Below are 17169 nucleotides of genomic sequence, written 5' to 3'. Positions count from 1 at the left end.
TAATACGATATATGAAATAATGATAGATAATAACCAAATTGAAAATATTGAAAAATATAAGGTTGGGATTCCAAAAATAGCACCTTCAAAATTGAAAACTAAAATAAAAGGAATATTAAAAATTAAACACAAAGCAATAGATAAAACTACTAGCTTTTGTTCGTGGCGTTTTTTCATTTGGTTAATTGGTTTTGTTTTCCGCGAAAGCGAAAAATCTATAATGTTACTAATATAAGAAAATCAGCACTACAATTTGTAATGCTGACTTCCTAACTAACTAAATTAAAATTAAGCTAAATACATTTACGCTTTCGCGGAAAAACACTCAGACAAAACTCAATTTTTAATGATCATGAGCTTCTCCTGCTCCTGAAGGTATTCTAATGCTTTCAACCATATCTTGCACATCTTGAGGTGGTGCAGCTGTTACTCTAGAAACGACTAATGATATTACAACGTTTACGCACATTGCAATAGTACCAAATCCTTCTGGAGAAGTACCAAACCACCAATCTGCACTTGTACCACCACCAAACATGTCCAACTTAAACTTCATCATATAAAACAGCATTAATACAATACCTACAACCATTCCAGATATGGCACCTTGACTGTTCATACGTTTATCAAATATTCCTAAAATAATAGCAGGAAAAAAAGAAGCTGCTGCCAAACCAAATGCTAGTGCGACGACTGCTGCCACAAAGCCTGGTGGATTAATACCAAAATATCCTGCAATTAAGATGGCGATAAATATGGCGATTCTTGCTACTTTTAATTCGTCTTTATCAGAGATATCTGGTTTTAATTGTTTTTTGACTAAATCATGAGACACAGATGTAGAAATAACTAATAACAATCCTGCTGCTGTAGACAATGCTGCTGCTAGTCCACCTGCTGCAACCAAAGCAATTACCCAATTTGGTAAATTTGCTATTTCCGGATTTGCTAGTACCATGATGTCTCTATCTACATACAACTCGTTTGATGCATCACTAAAATTAGATACCATACGTTCACCACTTGCTCCTCTTGCATCTGTATAAACTGGTTTTTTACTAGATAAGGCATCTCCTGCAACATATTGGATTTTTCCATCACCATTTTTATCAGACCAAGCTATTAACCCTGTATTTTCCCAATTTTTAAACCATTCAGGAATATTTTTATACTCTTTATTACTTACAGTTTCAATTAAATTAGTTCTTGAAAACACTGCTACAGCAGGTGCTGTTGTATATAAAATTGCAATTAAAAATAAAGCATAACCTGCAGATTTACGTGCATCTTTTACTTTAGGTACTGTGAAAAAACGAACAATTACGTGTGGTAAACCAGCAGTACCTGTCATTAAAGCTAAAGTAATTGCAAAAACGTCCCAAGTACTTTTTTTACCGCTTGTATATTCACTAAACCCTAACTCTGTATGTAAGGTGTCTAATTTGTCTAGTAAGAAAGCACCACCTTCAACCTTACCTCCCATTCCTATTTGCGGAATGATATTTCCTGTCATTTGCATTGAAATGAAAAATGCTGGAACCATAAAAGCGAAAATTAAAACACAATATTGAGCTACCTGAGTGTATGTAATCCCTTTCATACCTCCTAATAATGCGAAGGTTAAAACCACAGCCATACCAATAATTACACCTAAATTAATATCTACTTGTAAAAACTGAGAAAATACAATACCAACACCACGCATTTGCCCAGCAACGTAGGTAAACGATACAATTAATGCACAAATTACTGCAACTGTTCTTGCAGTATTTGAGTAGTATCTGTCTCCAATAAAATCTGGTACAGTAAACTTACCAAACTTACGTAGATAAGGTGCTAGTAATAAGGCTAGCAGTACGTAACCACCAGTCCATCCCATAAGGTAAACAGAGCCATCATATCCTGAAAAAGAAATAATACCAGCCATACTAATAAAAGAGGCAGCACTCATCCAATCGGCTGCTGTTGCCATACCATTTGCTAACGGAGAAACGCCTCCACCAGCAACATAAAACTCTTTAGTTGAGCCTGCTCTTGCCCAAATTGCAATTCCAAAATATAAGGCAAATGTTAGCCCTACTAATAACCAAGTCCAAGTTTGTACACTCATAATGTTTTATTTTTTAAGTTATTAGTTAAGACTACTCGTCAAAACCGTATTTTTTATCTAATTTGTTCATTAATCTTACGTAAACGAATATTAAAATAACGAATACATAAATTGAACCTTGTTGGGCAAACCAAAAACCTAGTTTAAAGCCTCCCAATCTAAATTGATCTAACTCCTCTCTAAATAAAATGCCACATCCAAAGGATACTACAAACCATATTAAAAGTAGTATTGTTAAATACTTTATATTCTCTTTCCAATACGCTGTTGCGTGTTTTTGTTTATCACTCATAGTTGTTAGTTTTTATAAATAAATCATTGCTTGAAGCGAAATAGTATTAGCATCCAAAGCACCAAACGTTTCGTTTTTATATTCTAAAGTTAGTTTTGAATTATGTCCACTCATGTATGCATTTACACCAACACCTAATGTAGATCTATCATCATTTACTGCATCATAACTATGTGTCCCATAACTTACGTAAGGTTGGTATCTAGTTTTAGTTTTATCGCCTTTAAAAACATAACCTACATGACCATAAATCATGCTTCCCGTACCATATGCACTATACAAATAGTCTTTACCATAATCGCTGTTTTGATACACTGCATAAGCTGTTAATGCGCTTCCACTATCACCAATTGGTGCATCATAAAAAGCATCCACAGCAAAGATTGAAACATCCTCACCTTCTAAATTAGGAGTTAATGCAGTACCAGTATCTATTACAGATCCTTTTGGATGCAAGAAAAAACCTGCTCCAACATTAAATATCTTTTTTCCACCTAAATAACTACCTACTTTATATGGCAGAAAATTAGATTCTTGATCTAAGAAATTATAATCAAAATAACCAGCGTATGTTTTACCAGCATCTTTAGATCCTAAAGTAGCACGACCATTATAAACAGCATCTCCACCAGCAACTGCTGTACGACTATCTAAAGAAGAAACCGAAGCATCATTAATAGCCACACGATATTGAAGCTTATCAAACTTACCTTTTGCAAATACACCTAAATGACGTGCAAATTGATCTGATAATCCAATTGTTGCCCAAGATTGACGGTTGTTATCCAACGTCATCATGTTTAATGTACTTTGATTGTTTAATCTAGAAATACCATTAAAATAGTGCAAACCTCCACCAATTGTGTGGTCCTTACCTAAATTGTATTGTGCCCAAACATCATGGAAAAATAGCTGAGAACCATCCCCTTTTCCTGTAGGACTTAATGTAGAGCTTGTTAAGCTATTTAATCCAAAATGTGTTAAGATTAAAAAGTCTTTATTGATTTGTGCAAACATTAAAACACGAGCACGACGTAAATTAAAATTTAATTTACTGTTTTCGTTTCCGTTGGCATCAAATGTGTCGTCTGTATTGTAATTAGCTTGGACTTGTGCCCAAGAAATAAGACGAAGATACTTAGAACCATCTTCGTTAAATTTAAACTTAAGTCCTCCATCGTAATCTGGAGAGCCTTGAGCAGTCATTAATTGAAAGGACATTAAAAAGAGTCCAGCCAATAAAAGGGTTTGTTTTCTCATTGTTTAAAAGATTAGTTAGTAATTAATTGGTTTTGTGTGCACTACTAAGCTCTTAAAAACAATCTGTTAACAAAAAATTAATATATCTTTTTGTTAAATTACTATACTAATCTTTAAAACGTTCCCATTTAATCAACATAAATTTATCTCCTAACTCAGTTACTACAACACCTGCTCCTTTAATATTATTGGCATTACTAAAATACACACCAAGCTCTGAAGCATTTAAAATCTTATACGTTGGGTGGTAATTAGAATTGTATGGACGTTTAATATTGTATTTTTTTACCCAATTCATGATACTAACGTGTGAGATTCCTAAAATACGTTCGATTTCTCGATAGGTTAATCCTTCAAGGTATAATTGAAGCGATTTGTTAACATAGTAGTCGTCTATCTTCTTTCCTATTTTATTTACCGAAAAAAAATAGTTGCATTTTTTACACTTATAACGTTGTCTGTCGTTAACTATTCCGCTTTTAATGTAATGGTCTGAGCCACAATTAGGACATAAATCTACAGTCATATATATTAATTTAGCATAAATATATCAATTTAGCAATATAATTAAAACCAAAATGTTAAAAAATTAATTATTAGGCATAAAAAAAGCTTTAAAATCAAGAATACTATTGATTTTTAAAGCTTAAATTATTAAAATGAAATATCTTCTTTAGAATTAACTATTAAAAAAAGCCTCTTCTTCTTTTGTTAATAATCTAGATTGAATTAAAAAACGCAATCCTAAAGGAATTTCTAACGAAAAACTGGCACCTCGACCTTCGGTTACATCCACAGTTAAATGTGTGTGTTTCCAATATTCAAATTGATCCTGATTCATATAAAAATTAACATCATTTAGTGTTCCTAAAAGCACATCGCTTTCATCTAAATATAGATCACCTTTTTCAAAAACCATTGGAGCAGAACCATCACAGCATCCTCCACTTTGATGAAAAATTAAATCGCCATGTTTTGCTTTTAATTGCTCTAAAACTTTTGCTGCTTTGTCTGTAATTGCTACTCTTTCCATAGTTTAAAGGTATTAAAAAAAAGGCTGTATTACTAAGTAACCAGCCTTTCTTGCTATTATATTTCTACTAAAAGAACCCTAATTTGTTTTTATCGTAAGAGATTAACATGTTTTTAGTTTGACGATAGTAGTTTAACATCATCACGTGGTTTTCTCTACCAAATCCAGATTTTTTATAACCTCCAAATGGTGCATGTGCTGGATATGCATGGTAACAATTAACCCAAACTCGACCTGCTTTTATAGCACGTGGAATTTGATATAATTGGTGTGCATCTCGCGTCCAAACTCCTGCTCCTAATCCATAAAGCGTATCGTTTGCAATTTCGATTGCTTCCGCTTCATCTTTAAATTTAGTAACACAAGCTACAGGTCCAAAAATTTCTTCCTGAAACACTCTCATTTTATTATGACCTTCCAAAATGGTAGGCTGTATATAAAATCCGTTAGCTAAATTTCCTGATAGTTTTTTAGCTGCTCCACCTGTTAACACCTTTGCGCCTTCATCTTTACCAATTTTAAAGTAGGACTGAATTTTTTCGTATTGATCGTTAGAAGCTTGCGCACCAACCATGGTATTAACATCGTATGGATTGTCCTGTATTATTGCATTTGTACGTTCAATAACACGCTCCATAAAAGCATCGTAAATATCCTCTTGTACTAAAATTCTTGATGGACACGTACACACTTCACCTTGATTAAAAGCAAATAATACTGCTCCTTCAATAGCTTTATCCAAATATGCATCGTCATGATCCATAACCGAATTAAAGAATACGTTTGGCGATTTACCACCTAATTCCATAGTTACAGGATTTAAGTTTTTAGACGCGTACTGCATAATTAATTGTCCTGTTGTAGTTTCTCCAGTAAAAGCAACTTTATCTACTCTAGAGCTAGACGCTAAAGGCTTACCAGCTTCTGGACCAAAACCATGTACAATATTTACAACGCCTGGAGGAAACACTTCTGCAATTTTTTCCATTAATAAGGTTGCAGAAGATGGTGTTTGTTCTGCTGGTTTTAAAACCACACAATTTCCGGTAACTAATGCTGGAGGTAACTTCCATGACAGCATTAATAACGGGAAATTCCATGGAATAATTTGACCAACAACACCAAGTGGTTCTTTAATATTCATGGATAATGTATGCTGATCAAGCTCTGATGCGCTTCCTTCTTCCGAACGAATACAGGCTGCAAAATAACGCCAATGGTCTATTGCTAAAGGCACATCTGCATTTAAAGTTTCGCGAATTGGCTTCCCATTATCGCAAGTTTCAACTAATGCAAATTCCTCTAGATTAGCTTCAATAATATCTGCAACTTTATTTAATAATGTAGACCTTTCGGTTGCTGAGGTATTTCCCCAAGCTTCTTTTGCTGCATTGGCTGCATCTAAAGCAAGCTCGACATCTTCTTTTTGAGAACGCGGATATTTTGCAATTAAACTATTATCAATTGGAGAGGTGTTTTCAAAATATTGTCCACCAATGGGATCCACAAATTTTCCGTTTATAAAATTGCCATATTTCTCTTTAAATTTAGGTTTAGAATAACTCATATAATCTGTTGTTAAATTAGTAATTAGATAATTATTGGTTCTAAAAAATATATTATCTTTAGTTTTGATAAAGTTATTTTATCATATTCTAATTATCTTGAACATATTTATCATTGTTTTGAACATATCTCTTATTTAAGTAATTATGGAATAAAATTTAGTAATATTGAGTATGAATTCCATATTAAATCAACATAGAAACAATAGAAAACTGACCACTTTAGTGGAAAACAGAACAACCTATAATGCTGATTATGCAGAACTTAACATCTACGAAACACACGCTTTCGCGGAAAAAGTCTCGTTGACGTTTAACTTTCCTGTTATTGCAAGTATGCTTACAGGTAAAAAAATAATGCATATTGATGGTTTTGAAGCTTTTGATTTTTTTCCAGGCGAATCTGTAGTAATGCCATCTAATAAAGAAATGGTTATTGATTTCCCTATTGCCACAAAAGAGAGCCCAACACAATGTTTAGCGTTAGGTATTGATGCTTTTAAAATTGATGAGGTTGTTGAAAAATTTAATCAACAGGTAGCTATCGAAAATGAAAATAACGATTGGAATTTAGATGAAACTGCTTCACATTTGATAAACAATACAGATGTTAATCATTTAATTGAACGCTTAACATACACCTTTACTAATAACAATAAATCAAAGGATGTGTTGTTGGATTTAATGATTCAAGAATTAATTATAAGACTGTTACAAACCAAAGCAAAATCGTTAATTATAAATGATCCTAATCAAATTTTTAACGACACCAGAATTGGAACTGTTATTAAGTATATTAAAGAAAACTTAACCAATAAAGACATTAGCGTAGATCTTTTAGCCAAGAAAGCTTACATGAGCACCTCGCATTTTCATAAACAATTTAAAAACACATTAGGCATCTCTCCTATTGATTATATTAATTCTGAAAAAATAAAATTCTCTAAAAAACTTATCAAAGAATCTAAGGATTTTAGAATGTCTGAAATTGCTTTTAAATCTGGATTTAATAACACAAGTTACTTTAACCGACAGTTTAAAAAAATGGAATTAATGACGCCTCAACAGTTTAAGACTTCAATTAATAAAGCTTAATCTTTATTCATACGTTTAAAATACGCTTTAGCTTCCTTGACTACTTTTGGCGCCAAAATTAAAGTCGCTGTCATGGTTGGTATTGCCATTAATGCAAAAATCCCATCGATTAAATTAATCATTAATGCTAACGATGTTGTTGCACCTAAAATAATACTGACTATATAAAAGTAATTGTAGTAGTGTTTGTTTTTGTCGCCTATTAAAAAGGATAAACATTTACTACCATAATAAGAATATGAAAATAGTGACGATACACTAAACACAACAATACATATTAACAATAAATACTTACCAAAAAGTGGCATAGCATTACTAAACGCTTTTGCTGTTAAGCTTACACCATTGGCATCTGTAGTTTGCCAAACACCAGTTACTAAAATTGCTAAAGCAGTAAGTGTACATACAATTAATGTGTCTATTGCAGGACCTAACATTGCTACTAAACCTTCTCGTATAGGCTCATTTGTTTTTGCTGCTCCATGTGCTAAAGGTGCTGTACCAATACCTGCTTCGTTTGAAAACGCACCACGACGAACTCCTAAAATAATCAAGCCTCCTAAAAGACCTCCTAAAAAAGCATCTCCTTTATAATTTTCTGCTGCAAAAGCATCTGTAAAAATTAGTTTAAAATACGTTGGCACGACTTCCGCATTAGCGAATAATATAATAAGTATTAGCACAAAATAAAGTAATACCATACTTGGTACTAATTTGGATGCCACCTTGCTTATTCGGTTTAAACCACCTAAAATGACTACAGAAGTAATGGTTACTAATATTAAACCTATAATTAAATTTGATGTAAAATTAACTGTAATCCCATTAGGCTTTAAAACAATGTCATTGATGGCTTGTGTTAACTGGTTGACGTTAAAAACAGGTAATGCACCTATTAATCCGCAAGCACTAAAAAATACAGCTAATGGCTTCCAGTTTTTACCCAAACCTTCCATTATAAAGTACATTGGACCACCTTGGGTAACACCAGCACTATCTTTACCACGATACATAATGGCTAAACTTGAAGTAAAAAACTTGGTAGACATACCAACAATTGCACTAATCCACATCCAAAATACTGCTCCTGGACCACCAATAGAAATAGCAACTGCTACTCCTGCAATATTACCCATACCTATGGTAGAAGATAAAGCAGTTGTTAAGGCTTGAAAATGGGTGATTTCGCCTTCATCCTCTTTATTATCATACTTACCACGAAGGACTTGTATGGCATGTCCTAAATAACGAAATGGTAAAAAACGAGATAAAATTAATAGATATAATCCACCTCCAATTAGTAAAATTAATAATGGTAAACCCCAAACAAAAGAGGCAAAATCGGAAATGAATTGATTTATTTTATCGTACATATTATTCTAAAGTTTTAGACTTTAAATATAACTATTATCTTTACAACCCTAACATAAATACCATTTGAAACCAACCAGACTTTTTTTTCTTGATGCTGTTAGAGCTTTTGCTATTTTAATGATGTTACAAGGTCATTTTATAGATTCGCTTTTAAACCCTATTTATAGGGATACTTCAAATACTATTTATAATATTTGGGCTTATTTTAGAGGGATTACTGCACCAACTTTTTTTACTATAACTGGATTAGTATTTGTGTTTTTACTACTAAAAGCTAAAGAAAAAGGTGCCGAACAAGAACGCATTAAAAAAGGAATAAATCGAGGGTTACTTTTAATTGTTTTAGGTTATGCCTTACGGTTTTCGTTTATTAGTTTAATGTATGGCAAGGTAAATATGAACTTTTTACAAGTAGATGTTTTACAATGCATAGGACTGTCCTTGTTACTTTTAATTTTTTTATTTAAAATTAGTTTTAAAAATGAATGGGTGTTAGCCACATTATTTTTAATAATAGGTTTTAGCATTTTTGTGTCTGAGCCATTATACCGAACCCTAAAAATTGAAAACGCTCCAATTTTATTTACTAATTATTTAAGCCTACAAAATGGATCTGTTTTTACTATAATCCCTTGGTTTGGTTATGTTGCATTTGGTGGTTTTATTGCTGTATTATTTTCTAAATTTGGTCATAAAAACAACTATAAACCTATAAAAATAGTAGCTTTTTTAATTATTGGTGTGTTTATGATATTTTATTCTACCGCAACTTTAAAATTATTAGATAACCTATTTGATTTACCATTATTTACCAGAAGTGCAAATTACAACTACTTGTTTAGCCGACTTGGTAATGTATTAGTCATTTTTGGATTATTTTATGCATTTGAAACCTATCTTAAACAGGCCATTATCACTAAAATAGGGCAAAAAACTTTATCTATTTATGTGATTCATTTTATGATTATTTATGGCAGTTTTACAGGTATTAGCTTAAAACATTTTTTCTACAAAAGCTTAAACCCTACTCAAGCCATCTTAGGAGCAATTGTGTTTATGGTCGTTGTATGTTTCATTTCATTTTACTATGTGCAAACCAACACCTTTTTATATAATAAGATTCGCAAGCTTTATTTAAAGCTTAAAAACTAAAAAAGTGTTAAAAGCTTTTTTAATACTAACCAATCGTTTAGTTTTGTTGTATAATTAAAATGGTTTCGCTTTCGCGGAAATTAAAAATGGCAAGAACCAAACAATATAACGAAGCTGAAGTCATCCAAAAAGCAATGCACCTTTTTTGGAAAAATGGTTATGAAGCTACGTCTATGCAAATGCTAGAAAAAGCAATGGGAATTAATAAGTTTTCAATATATTCTAGTTTTGGCAATAAACATGGTTTGTTTCTGGAAAGTTTAAAGCTATACCGTTCTAATGTCAGTCAGGTCCTGGATAAACTTAAAAAAGGAACGCAAGGCGTTGAAGATATTAAACATTTTTTTTACGATTCTGTAAGTTCTAGTTTTAAAAGCGACAATATTAAAGGTTGTTTTGTGACTAATACTTACAATGAGTTTTCTGACAAAGAAGATGAATGTATCCAAAAGCAAATGAATAGTTTTATGGATAATTTAAAATCCATAATTATTGAAAAACTTAAAATGGATACTTCTAAAAATGAAGAAACGGTTTTAAAACAAGCTAATTATTTATTATTAGCAAAACATGGATTAGCTGCAGCTGCCAGAGTAAACACAAAAAAAGAGATTGAGGATTATATAGAAATGGTCTTCAAAAATTTATAAACATTTTTTTTACACAATAACTAAACGAACGTTTAGAAAAGATTAACATAACATTAAATTAAAACAAAAATTTATGACAACTTTAAAAATTCACAACATCGAAACTGCACCAGAAGGTAGTAAAACATTATTAGAAAACTCTCAAAAAGCATACGGAATGATTCCAGGGTTACACGGAGTTTTAGCAGCTTCACCTGAATTATTAAAAGCTTACCAAGAGTTACACCAACTATTTACAGAAACATCATTTAATAACGACGAGCTTACTGTGGTATGGCAAACCATTAACGTAGAACATGGTTGTCATTACTGTGTACCAGCACATACAGGAATTGCTAAAATGATGAAAGTTGACGATGCAATTATTAATGCTTTACGTAATCAAACACCACTTGCAGATGCAAAATTAGAAGCTTTACGTACTTTAACATTGTCTATAACACGTAATCGTGGTAATGTGTCGCAAGCAGATTTAGAAGCTTTTTATACAGCTGGATATGGCGAGCAACAAGTATTAGAAATTATTTTAGGATTATCTCAAAAAGTGATTAGTAATTATACAAATCACATTGCTAACACACCTGTGGATGAAGCTTTCCAAAAATTTGCTTGGAAAAAATAACACATACCCTTTATATTAATAAATAGCTGTAAACCTTCTGTTACTTTTACAGAAGGTTTACTAATTTTATAAAAAACATATTATGATAAAAGTATCTGTAATGTACCCAAACGGTAAAGATGTAAAATTTGACTCTGATTATTATATCAACAGTCATTTACCAATGATTGTTAATACACTTGGTGATGCCTTAAAAGGTTTAGAGCTAGACTTAGGTGTTGCCAGCAGAGTTCCTGGTCAACCTGCACCATACGTTGCTATTGCGCATTTAAAATTTGATGATGTTGCTGCTTTTCAAGCTGCTTTTGGTCCTCATGCTAAAGATTTTGCTGCAGATGTAAAAAATTATAGTAATGTAGATGGTCAACTTCAAATTAGTAACCTAATAACCTTTTAATTATGACAAAAAAACTTAAAATAGATATCGTATCTGATGTTGTATGTCCTTGGTGTACCATTGGATACAAACGATTAGAAAAAGCAATCCAAGAATTGGGTGTAGCAGATCAAATTGATATAGAATGGCAACCTTTTGAGCTAAATCCAAATATGCCTGCCGAAGGTCAAAACTTAAACGAGCATATTACCGAAAAGTATGGTTCATCATTAGAACAGCAAAATCAATCTAAAAAAATGATGACTGATGCTGGCGAAGAACTAGGTTTTAAATTCGATTATTTTGATGATATGCGTATGGTAAACACCTTTGACGCACATGTTTTATTAGAGTATGCTAATGATTTTGGCAAACAAACCGAATTAAAAATGACTCTTACAAAAGCGTTTTTTAGTGATCGTAAAGATGTCTCTAAACGTGATGTTTTAAGAACAGCTTTATTAGAAGTTGGTTTAAATGCAGATGAAGCTTTAGCGAAATTAGATAGTGACGAAGCACGTTTGGAAGTAAGAAACAAACAAGGTTATTGGAAAAATATGGGTGTAAACTCTGTGCCAACTATTGTTTTTAATCGTAAAAGCGCTATTACAGGTGCGCAACCTGTAGACACGTTTAAACAAGTACTTTCAGAATTAATAGCAGAATAATAACCGTTATTACCAAAGTTAAAACAATATGGACAACACAAAAAATACAGATTTGTTAGAAACATTATTAGAGAGAAAACGTCAAGAAGGTGCTTTAAAATTTACTAAGGAAAAAAAGAAAATTTATGCTGATGGTATTGCTAGTGTTTCTGATTCAGGAATATTAGACAACGCTTTAAACATAGGTGATAAAGCGCTTGATTTTACATTAAAAAACCATTTAAATCAAGACGTATCTTTATATGATCAATTAAAAAATGGTCCTGTTGTATTAACATGGTATAGAGGTGGTTGGTGTCCATATTGTAACATTACATTACACTATTTACAAAATAAATTAGCTGACATTAAAGCTGAAGGTGCTACATTGTTAGCAATAACTCCGGAGTTGCCAGATAATTCAATAAATACTTCTGAAAAAAACAATTTAGAATTTTCTGTATTAAGCGATGTTGGGAATGTTATTGGTAAAAATTATGGTGTTGTATTTAAATTAACTCCAGAAGTAGCCACTATTTATAATGATGGTTTTGGTTTAAATGAAAAAAATGGAGACGCTAGTAACCAATTACCACTAGCAGCAACCTACGTAATAAATACAAAAGGAATTATACAATATGCGTTTTTAGATGCCGATTATACTAAACGCGCAGAAGTATTAGACATATTAAATGTATTAAAAAAACTAAAGTTATGAGTAGCATAGTCAGACCAAAAGTTTTGTTTTTTGATGTAAACGAAACCTTATTAGATTTAACTATAATGAAAAAACAAGTTGGTGACGCTTTAGGCGGAAACGAAGCGTTGTTATCATTATGGTTTACTACAATGCTACAGTATTCATTAGTGGTATCTGCTAGTGGACGTTATCAACCTTTTGGACATATTGGTGCTGCAGCATTACAAATGGTAGCTGCCAATCAGGATATTACCATTACGGAAGACAAAGCACGAGATATTATTGTAAATGCAATGCAAAATTTACCACCACATCCAGAGGTTAAGGAAGCTTTAGCTAATCTAAAAAAAGATGGTTATACTTTAGTTGCATTAACAAACTCTAATAAAGAAAGCTTAAAAAACAAATTTGAAAACGTTGGTTTAACTTCTTATTTTGACCAGCTTTTAAGCATTGAATCTGTGGGGAAATTTAAACCTTTTACAGAGGTTTATAATTGGGCTGCAGCAAAAATGAATGTAAAACCAGAAGAGTGTATGCTTATTGCTGCACATGGTTGGGATGTTGCAGGCGCACTTTGGGCGGGTTGGAGAGCTGCTTTTGTAAGTCGTCCAAGACAGCAAACATTTCCGTTAGCACCACAAACAGAAATCAACGAAAGTGATTTACAAAAAGTAGCAGATATTTTATTAACTTATAAATAGTGGTTTCTTTTTAGAATAAATACGTGTATTTTACTTCAATTTACTTAATAAAACCAATTGAAACCTAAAATTTTGAGTGAAGATTTTATAACTATTGAATACTTAAAACACGGGAATAAGAAACAGATTAAGGCTTATTTTGATTTGAAAAAACATAATATTTTGCAACTGTTATCATCTTATAATCCAATTTTAACAGGTACAATCCCAATTGGTATAGATATACCTAGTAGCGACTTAGATATTATTTGCGAGTGTAAAAATCATGATGCTTTTTTATTATTTTTAAAACAACAGTTTTCAAAATATCAAGATTTTAAGGTTTATCAAACCATTCAAAACACTATACCTTCAATAATTGCAACCTTTAAAACTGAACATTTTTTATATGAAATTTTCGGTCAAGCTATTCCTTCAAAAAAGCAAAATGCCTATAGACATATGCTTATTGAAAATGAAATTTTAAAACAGAATGGACTTCAGTTTAAAAAAGACATTGTTTCTTTAAAATTAAAAGGTTTTAAAACCGAACCTGCTTTTGCTAAACTTCTAGGCTTAAAAGGTAATCCCTACTTAGCTTTATTAGCTTTGGAAAGTGATTATCTTAAAAGTTAATTAACCTATTATAAAAAAAAAAGCTTGCAGTTGCAAGCTCTTTTTTATTCTAATATAAACTAGACTTTATTTTAAATACGCTAAAACATTAGCTTCAATACGATCTTGTATGTTAGACACCTCTGCTTTTACAAAGGGCTCTCCCATAATATTCTCGTATAATTCAATATAACGTTCTGATACGGTTTCAATATATTCATCAGACATTACTGGTACAGTTTGTCCCTCTAAACCTTGAAAATTATTTGCAATTAACCATTGTCTGACAAACTCTTTAGACAATTGTTTTTGTGCTTCGTTATTGTCCTGACGCTCTTGGTAGCCTTCGGCATAAAAATAACGTGAAGAATCTGGTGTGTGGATTTCGTCAATTAAGACAATTTTTCCATCCTTAGTTTTACCAAATTCATATTTAGTATCTACTAGAATTAATCCTCGTGATGCTGCAATTTCAGTACCTCTTTGGAATAATTTACGCGTATAATCTTCCAATACAACGTAGTCTTCTTCACTAACAATACCTTTTTTCAAAATATCGTCTCTAGAGATGTCTTCATCATGATCACCCATTTCGGCTTTAGTTGCAGGCGTAATAATTGGCTCCGGAAACTTGTCGTTTTCTTTCATCCCTTCAGGCATAGCAACACCACAAAGTATTCGTTTTCCAGCTTTATACTCGCGTGCAGCATGACCAGATAAGTAACCACGTATTACCATTTCTACTTTAAAAGGATCGCATAAATGTCCTACAGCAACGTTAGGATCTGGAGTTGCAGTTAACCAATTTGGCACCAAATCTTCAGTAGCTTTCATCATGCTTGTTGCTATTTGATTAAGTATTTGTCCTTTATATGGGATTCCTTTTGGCATAACTACATCAAACGCGCTTAAACGGTCTGTTGCAATCATGACTAATTCTTCATCATTAATATTGTAAACCGCTCTAACTTTTCCTTTGTATAGACTTTTTTGATTAGGAAAATTAAAATTGGTGTCTATAATAGTCTTACTCATTAGTTGTATTGTTGTTGTTGTTGTAATTAAAATTTACTCTCTATTTTCTATATTTTTATAAGCTTCGATAATTTTTTTGACTAGTTTATGTCTAACTACATCCTTGTCATCTAGAAAAATCATACCTACACCTTCTACTCCTTTTAAGATAAGTAATGCTTCTTTTAACCCAGAAATAGTACGACGTGGTAAATCTATTTGTCCTGGATCACCTGTTAATAAAAATTTAGCGCTTTTACCCATTCTGGTTAAAAACATTTTCATTTGTGCATGTGTTGTATTTTGACCTTCATCTAAAATTACAAAAGCATGATCCAATGTACGACCACGCATAAAAGCTAAAGGTGCAATTTGTATGGTACCATTCTCTATATATTGTGCTAATTTTTCTGCCGGAATCATATCGCGTAACGCATCGTATAAAGGTTGCATGTAAGGATCTAATTTTTCTTTTAAATCGCCTGGTAAAAACCCTAAATTTTCACCTGCTTCTACTGCTGGACGAGTCAAAATAATACGTTTTACCTCCTTGTTTTTTAAAGCTTTAACTGCTAATGCTACTCCTGTATATGTTTTACCAGTTCCTGCTGGACCAATAGCAAATACCATATCGTTTTTTCGCATAAGCTCGACCATTTTTCGTTGGTTGGCTGTAATAGCTTTAATAGGTTTACCGTTTGCACCATGTACTAGGACTTCGCCACTTTTTTCAGAAGTATTATAATCATCGCTACTTTGGCTAGTTAAAACGCGTTCGATAACATTTTCATCTAATTTATTGTACTTAGAAAAATGCTTTAGTAGCATGGTCATTCTGCGATCAAACTCATCTAACAACTCTTCATCTCCAAAAGCTTTAATGGTGTTTCCTCTAGCTACAATCTTGAGTTTAGGGAAGTATTTTTTTAGTAGTGTAATATTTTCATTTCCCGTTCCAAAAAACTCTTTTGGAGAGATCTCCTGTAGTTCAATAATTATTTCGTTCAAAAGCGCTGATTTATTAAATTAATCTGTACAATTTTATTAGTTTTGTGTATCTAACAAATTTACACATTTTTTGTGTGTTCTAGGTTAAAAAAATATCAACAATAATTCATGCCAATTATAACGCTTACCACAGATTTTGGAGAGAAAGATCACTTTGCTGGCGCAATAAAAGGAGCTATTTATAGCGAATTACCAGAAGTCAAAATTGTTGATATCTCGCATTCCATATCACCATTTAATATTGCTGAGGCTGCCTATATTATTCAAAATGCTTACAGTAGTTTTCCTAAAGGAACAATACATGTCATTGGTATTGACTCCGAAATTAATCCAGAAAACAAACATATTGCGGTAGAGTTAGACGATCATTACTTTATTTGTGCCAATAATGGAATTATGAGTATGATTGCTAATGAGATTGCACATTCTAAATTAGTAGAAATAAACATACACGATAAAATAGAAACCAGTTTTCCTGTTTTAGATGTTTTTGTCAAGGTAGCCTGTCATATAGCACGTGGTGGTACATTGGAAGTTGTAGGTAAAGCAATTGATAAAATTAAACCAATTAAAAACTTAGTGCCATACGTTAATGAAGAACAAACACAAATAATTGGCAGCATAATTTACATTGACAATTATGGTAATGTGGTTACAAATATCAAAAAAAACTTTTTTGAAACACTTCAAAAAGGACGTTCTTACGAAGTTTCTGCCAGAAATTATAAGTTTAAAAAAATATATACTAAATATAGTGACATCGTTAACTTTGACACACCAGAGGATAAACGCAACGACGAAGGACGTGGATTAGTCGTCTTTAACAGTTCTAATTATCTAGAAATTGCCATTTATAAAAGTAATAACCAAACGGTTGGTAGCGCAAGCAGCCTAATGGGATTAGGATTGCGTGATACAGTAACCATTAATTTTTTTAAATAAATAATAGTATCGCTTTCGCGGAAACCCATAA

20 protein-coding genes are annotated in these 17169 nt (G+C 32.1%); 11 read left to right on the top strand and 9 right to left on the bottom strand.

The features are described 5' to 3' along the window. The first annotated feature begins 19 nt into the window (after positions 1-19). On the top strand, positions 20-235 hold the full coding sequence (locus M890_RS17005; protein ID WP_028283084.1) for a hypothetical protein: 216 nt from the start codon (positions 20-22) through the stop codon (positions 233-235). 108 nt (positions 236-343) lie between these two features. Here M890_RS17005 and M890_RS0108270 read toward each other — a convergent pair whose 3' ends face one another. The 6 genes from M890_RS0108270 to M890_RS0108245 all read right to left on the bottom strand — a co-directional run bounded on the left by M890_RS0108270 (position 344) and on the right by M890_RS0108245 (position 6262). After that, a complete protein-coding gene (locus M890_RS0108270; RefSeq protein ID WP_028283083.1) occupies positions 344-2110 on the bottom strand; it encodes a sodium:solute symporter family protein in 1767 nt (588 codons plus the stop codon). A 31-nt stretch (positions 2111-2141) separates the two neighbouring features. Then, a complete protein-coding gene (locus M890_RS0108265; protein ID WP_028283082.1) occupies positions 2142-2402 on the bottom strand; it encodes a DUF4212 domain-containing protein in 261 nt (86 codons plus the stop codon). 12 nt (positions 2403-2414) lie between these two features. Further along, positions 2415-3662, bottom strand: coding sequence for a hypothetical protein (locus tag M890_RS0108260; protein ID WP_028283081.1), 1248 nt, complete (start codon positions 3660-3662; stop codon positions 2415-2417). Positions 3663-3768: 106 nt separating this feature from the next. Then, entirely contained in the window at positions 3769-4188 is a 420-nt protein-coding gene (locus M890_RS0108255; protein ID WP_028283080.1) for a transposase-like zinc-binding domain-containing protein, read from the bottom strand. A 153-nt stretch (positions 4189-4341) separates the two neighbouring features. Continuing rightward, the gene (locus M890_RS0108250) at positions 4342-4695 is read right to left on the bottom strand and encodes a DUF779 domain-containing protein (protein ID WP_028283079.1); all 354 of its coding nucleotides are present in this window, start codon (positions 4693-4695) and stop codon (positions 4342-4344) included. Between the two features lie 67 nt (positions 4696-4762). Then, the gene (locus M890_RS0108245; protein WP_028283078.1) at positions 4763-6262 is read right to left on the bottom strand and encodes an aldehyde dehydrogenase family protein; all 1500 of its coding nucleotides are present in this window, start codon (positions 6260-6262) and stop codon (positions 4763-4765) included. Between the two features lie 172 nt (positions 6263-6434). On the opposite strand from M890_RS0108245, the gene M890_RS0108240 reads away from it, so the two are divergent. Further along, positions 6435-7355, top strand: coding sequence for an AraC family transcriptional regulator (locus M890_RS0108240; protein ID WP_028283077.1), 921 nt, complete (start codon positions 6435-6437; stop codon positions 7353-7355). On the opposite strand, the gene M890_RS0108235 is transcribed toward M890_RS0108240, so the two are convergent. Then, a complete protein-coding gene (locus M890_RS0108235; RefSeq protein WP_028283076.1) occupies positions 7352-8728 on the bottom strand; it encodes an alanine/glycine:cation symporter family protein in 1377 nt (458 codons plus the stop codon). The genes M890_RS0108240 and M890_RS0108235 overlap by 4 nt on opposite strands. A 64-nt stretch (positions 8729-8792) precedes the next feature. Here M890_RS0108235 and M890_RS0108230 point away from each other — a divergent pair, with 64 nt between their 5' ends. From M890_RS0108230 to M890_RS0108195, 8 genes are all read left to right on the top strand, one after another. Continuing rightward, entirely contained in the window at positions 8793-9881 is a 1089-nt protein-coding gene (locus M890_RS0108230; RefSeq protein WP_028283075.1) for a heparan-alpha-glucosaminide N-acetyltransferase domain-containing protein, read from the top strand. Positions 9882-9967: 86 nt separating this feature from the next. After that, entirely contained in the window at positions 9968-10531 is a 564-nt protein-coding gene (locus tag M890_RS0108225) for a TetR/AcrR family transcriptional regulator (protein WP_028283074.1), read from the top strand. A gap of 73 nt (positions 10532-10604) precedes the next feature. Next, a complete protein-coding gene (locus M890_RS0108220) occupies positions 10605-11153 on the top strand; it encodes a carboxymuconolactone decarboxylase family protein (protein WP_028283073.1) in 549 nt (182 codons plus the stop codon). A gap of 82 nt (positions 11154-11235) precedes the next feature. Continuing rightward, positions 11236-11550 (top strand): EthD family reductase, encoded by a 315-nt coding sequence (locus M890_RS0108215; protein ID WP_028283072.1) that lies wholly within the window; start codon positions 11236-11238, stop codon positions 11548-11550. 2 nt (positions 11551-11552) lie between these two features. Then, positions 11553-12197, top strand: coding sequence for a DsbA family oxidoreductase (locus M890_RS0108210; protein ID WP_028283071.1), 645 nt, complete (start codon positions 11553-11555; stop codon positions 12195-12197). 28 nt (positions 12198-12225) lie between these two features. Continuing rightward, positions 12226-12894: a peroxiredoxin-like family protein gene (locus tag M890_RS0108205; protein WP_028283070.1), complete on the top strand. Its 669-nt coding sequence runs from the start codon at positions 12226-12228 to the stop codon at positions 12892-12894. Beyond that, on the top strand, positions 12891-13580 hold the full coding sequence (locus M890_RS0108200) for a haloacid dehalogenase type II (RefSeq protein ID WP_028283069.1): 690 nt from the start codon (positions 12891-12893) through the stop codon (positions 13578-13580). Before M890_RS0108205 ends, M890_RS0108200 begins: the two co-directional genes overlap by 4 nt. Before the next feature lie 72 nt (positions 13581-13652). Next, positions 13653-14195, top strand: a complete 543-nt coding sequence (locus tag M890_RS0108195; RefSeq protein ID WP_028283068.1) for a DUF4269 domain-containing protein — start codon at positions 13653-13655, stop codon at positions 14193-14195. 66 nt (positions 14196-14261) lie between these two features. Here M890_RS0108195 and M890_RS0108190 read toward each other — a convergent pair whose 3' ends face one another. After that, positions 14262-15209 (bottom strand): phosphoribosylaminoimidazolesuccinocarboxamide synthase, encoded by a 948-nt coding sequence (locus M890_RS0108190; RefSeq protein ID WP_028283067.1) that lies wholly within the window; start codon positions 15207-15209, stop codon positions 14262-14264. A 33-nt stretch (positions 15210-15242) separates the two neighbouring features. Beyond that, on the bottom strand, positions 15243-16196 hold the full coding sequence (locus tag M890_RS0108185) for a PhoH family protein (protein ID WP_028283066.1): 954 nt from the start codon (positions 16194-16196) through the stop codon (positions 15243-15245). 108 nt (positions 16197-16304) lie between these two features. On the opposite strand from M890_RS0108185, the gene M890_RS0108180 reads away from it, so the two are divergent. Next, the gene (locus tag M890_RS0108180; protein ID WP_028283065.1) at positions 16305-17138 is read left to right on the top strand and encodes an SAM hydrolase/SAM-dependent halogenase family protein; all 834 of its coding nucleotides are present in this window, start codon (positions 16305-16307) and stop codon (positions 17136-17138) included. Positions 17139-17169 lie beyond the last annotated feature (31 nt).

The organism is Olleya marilimosa CAM030 (assembly GCF_000518485.1).
Taxonomy (GTDB): Bacteria; Bacteroidota; Bacteroidia; order Flavobacteriales; family Flavobacteriaceae; genus Olleya; species Olleya marilimosa.
The sequence above is the reverse complement of the archived record's forward strand: the minus strand, read 5'-3'. Positions and strand labels throughout refer to the sequence as shown.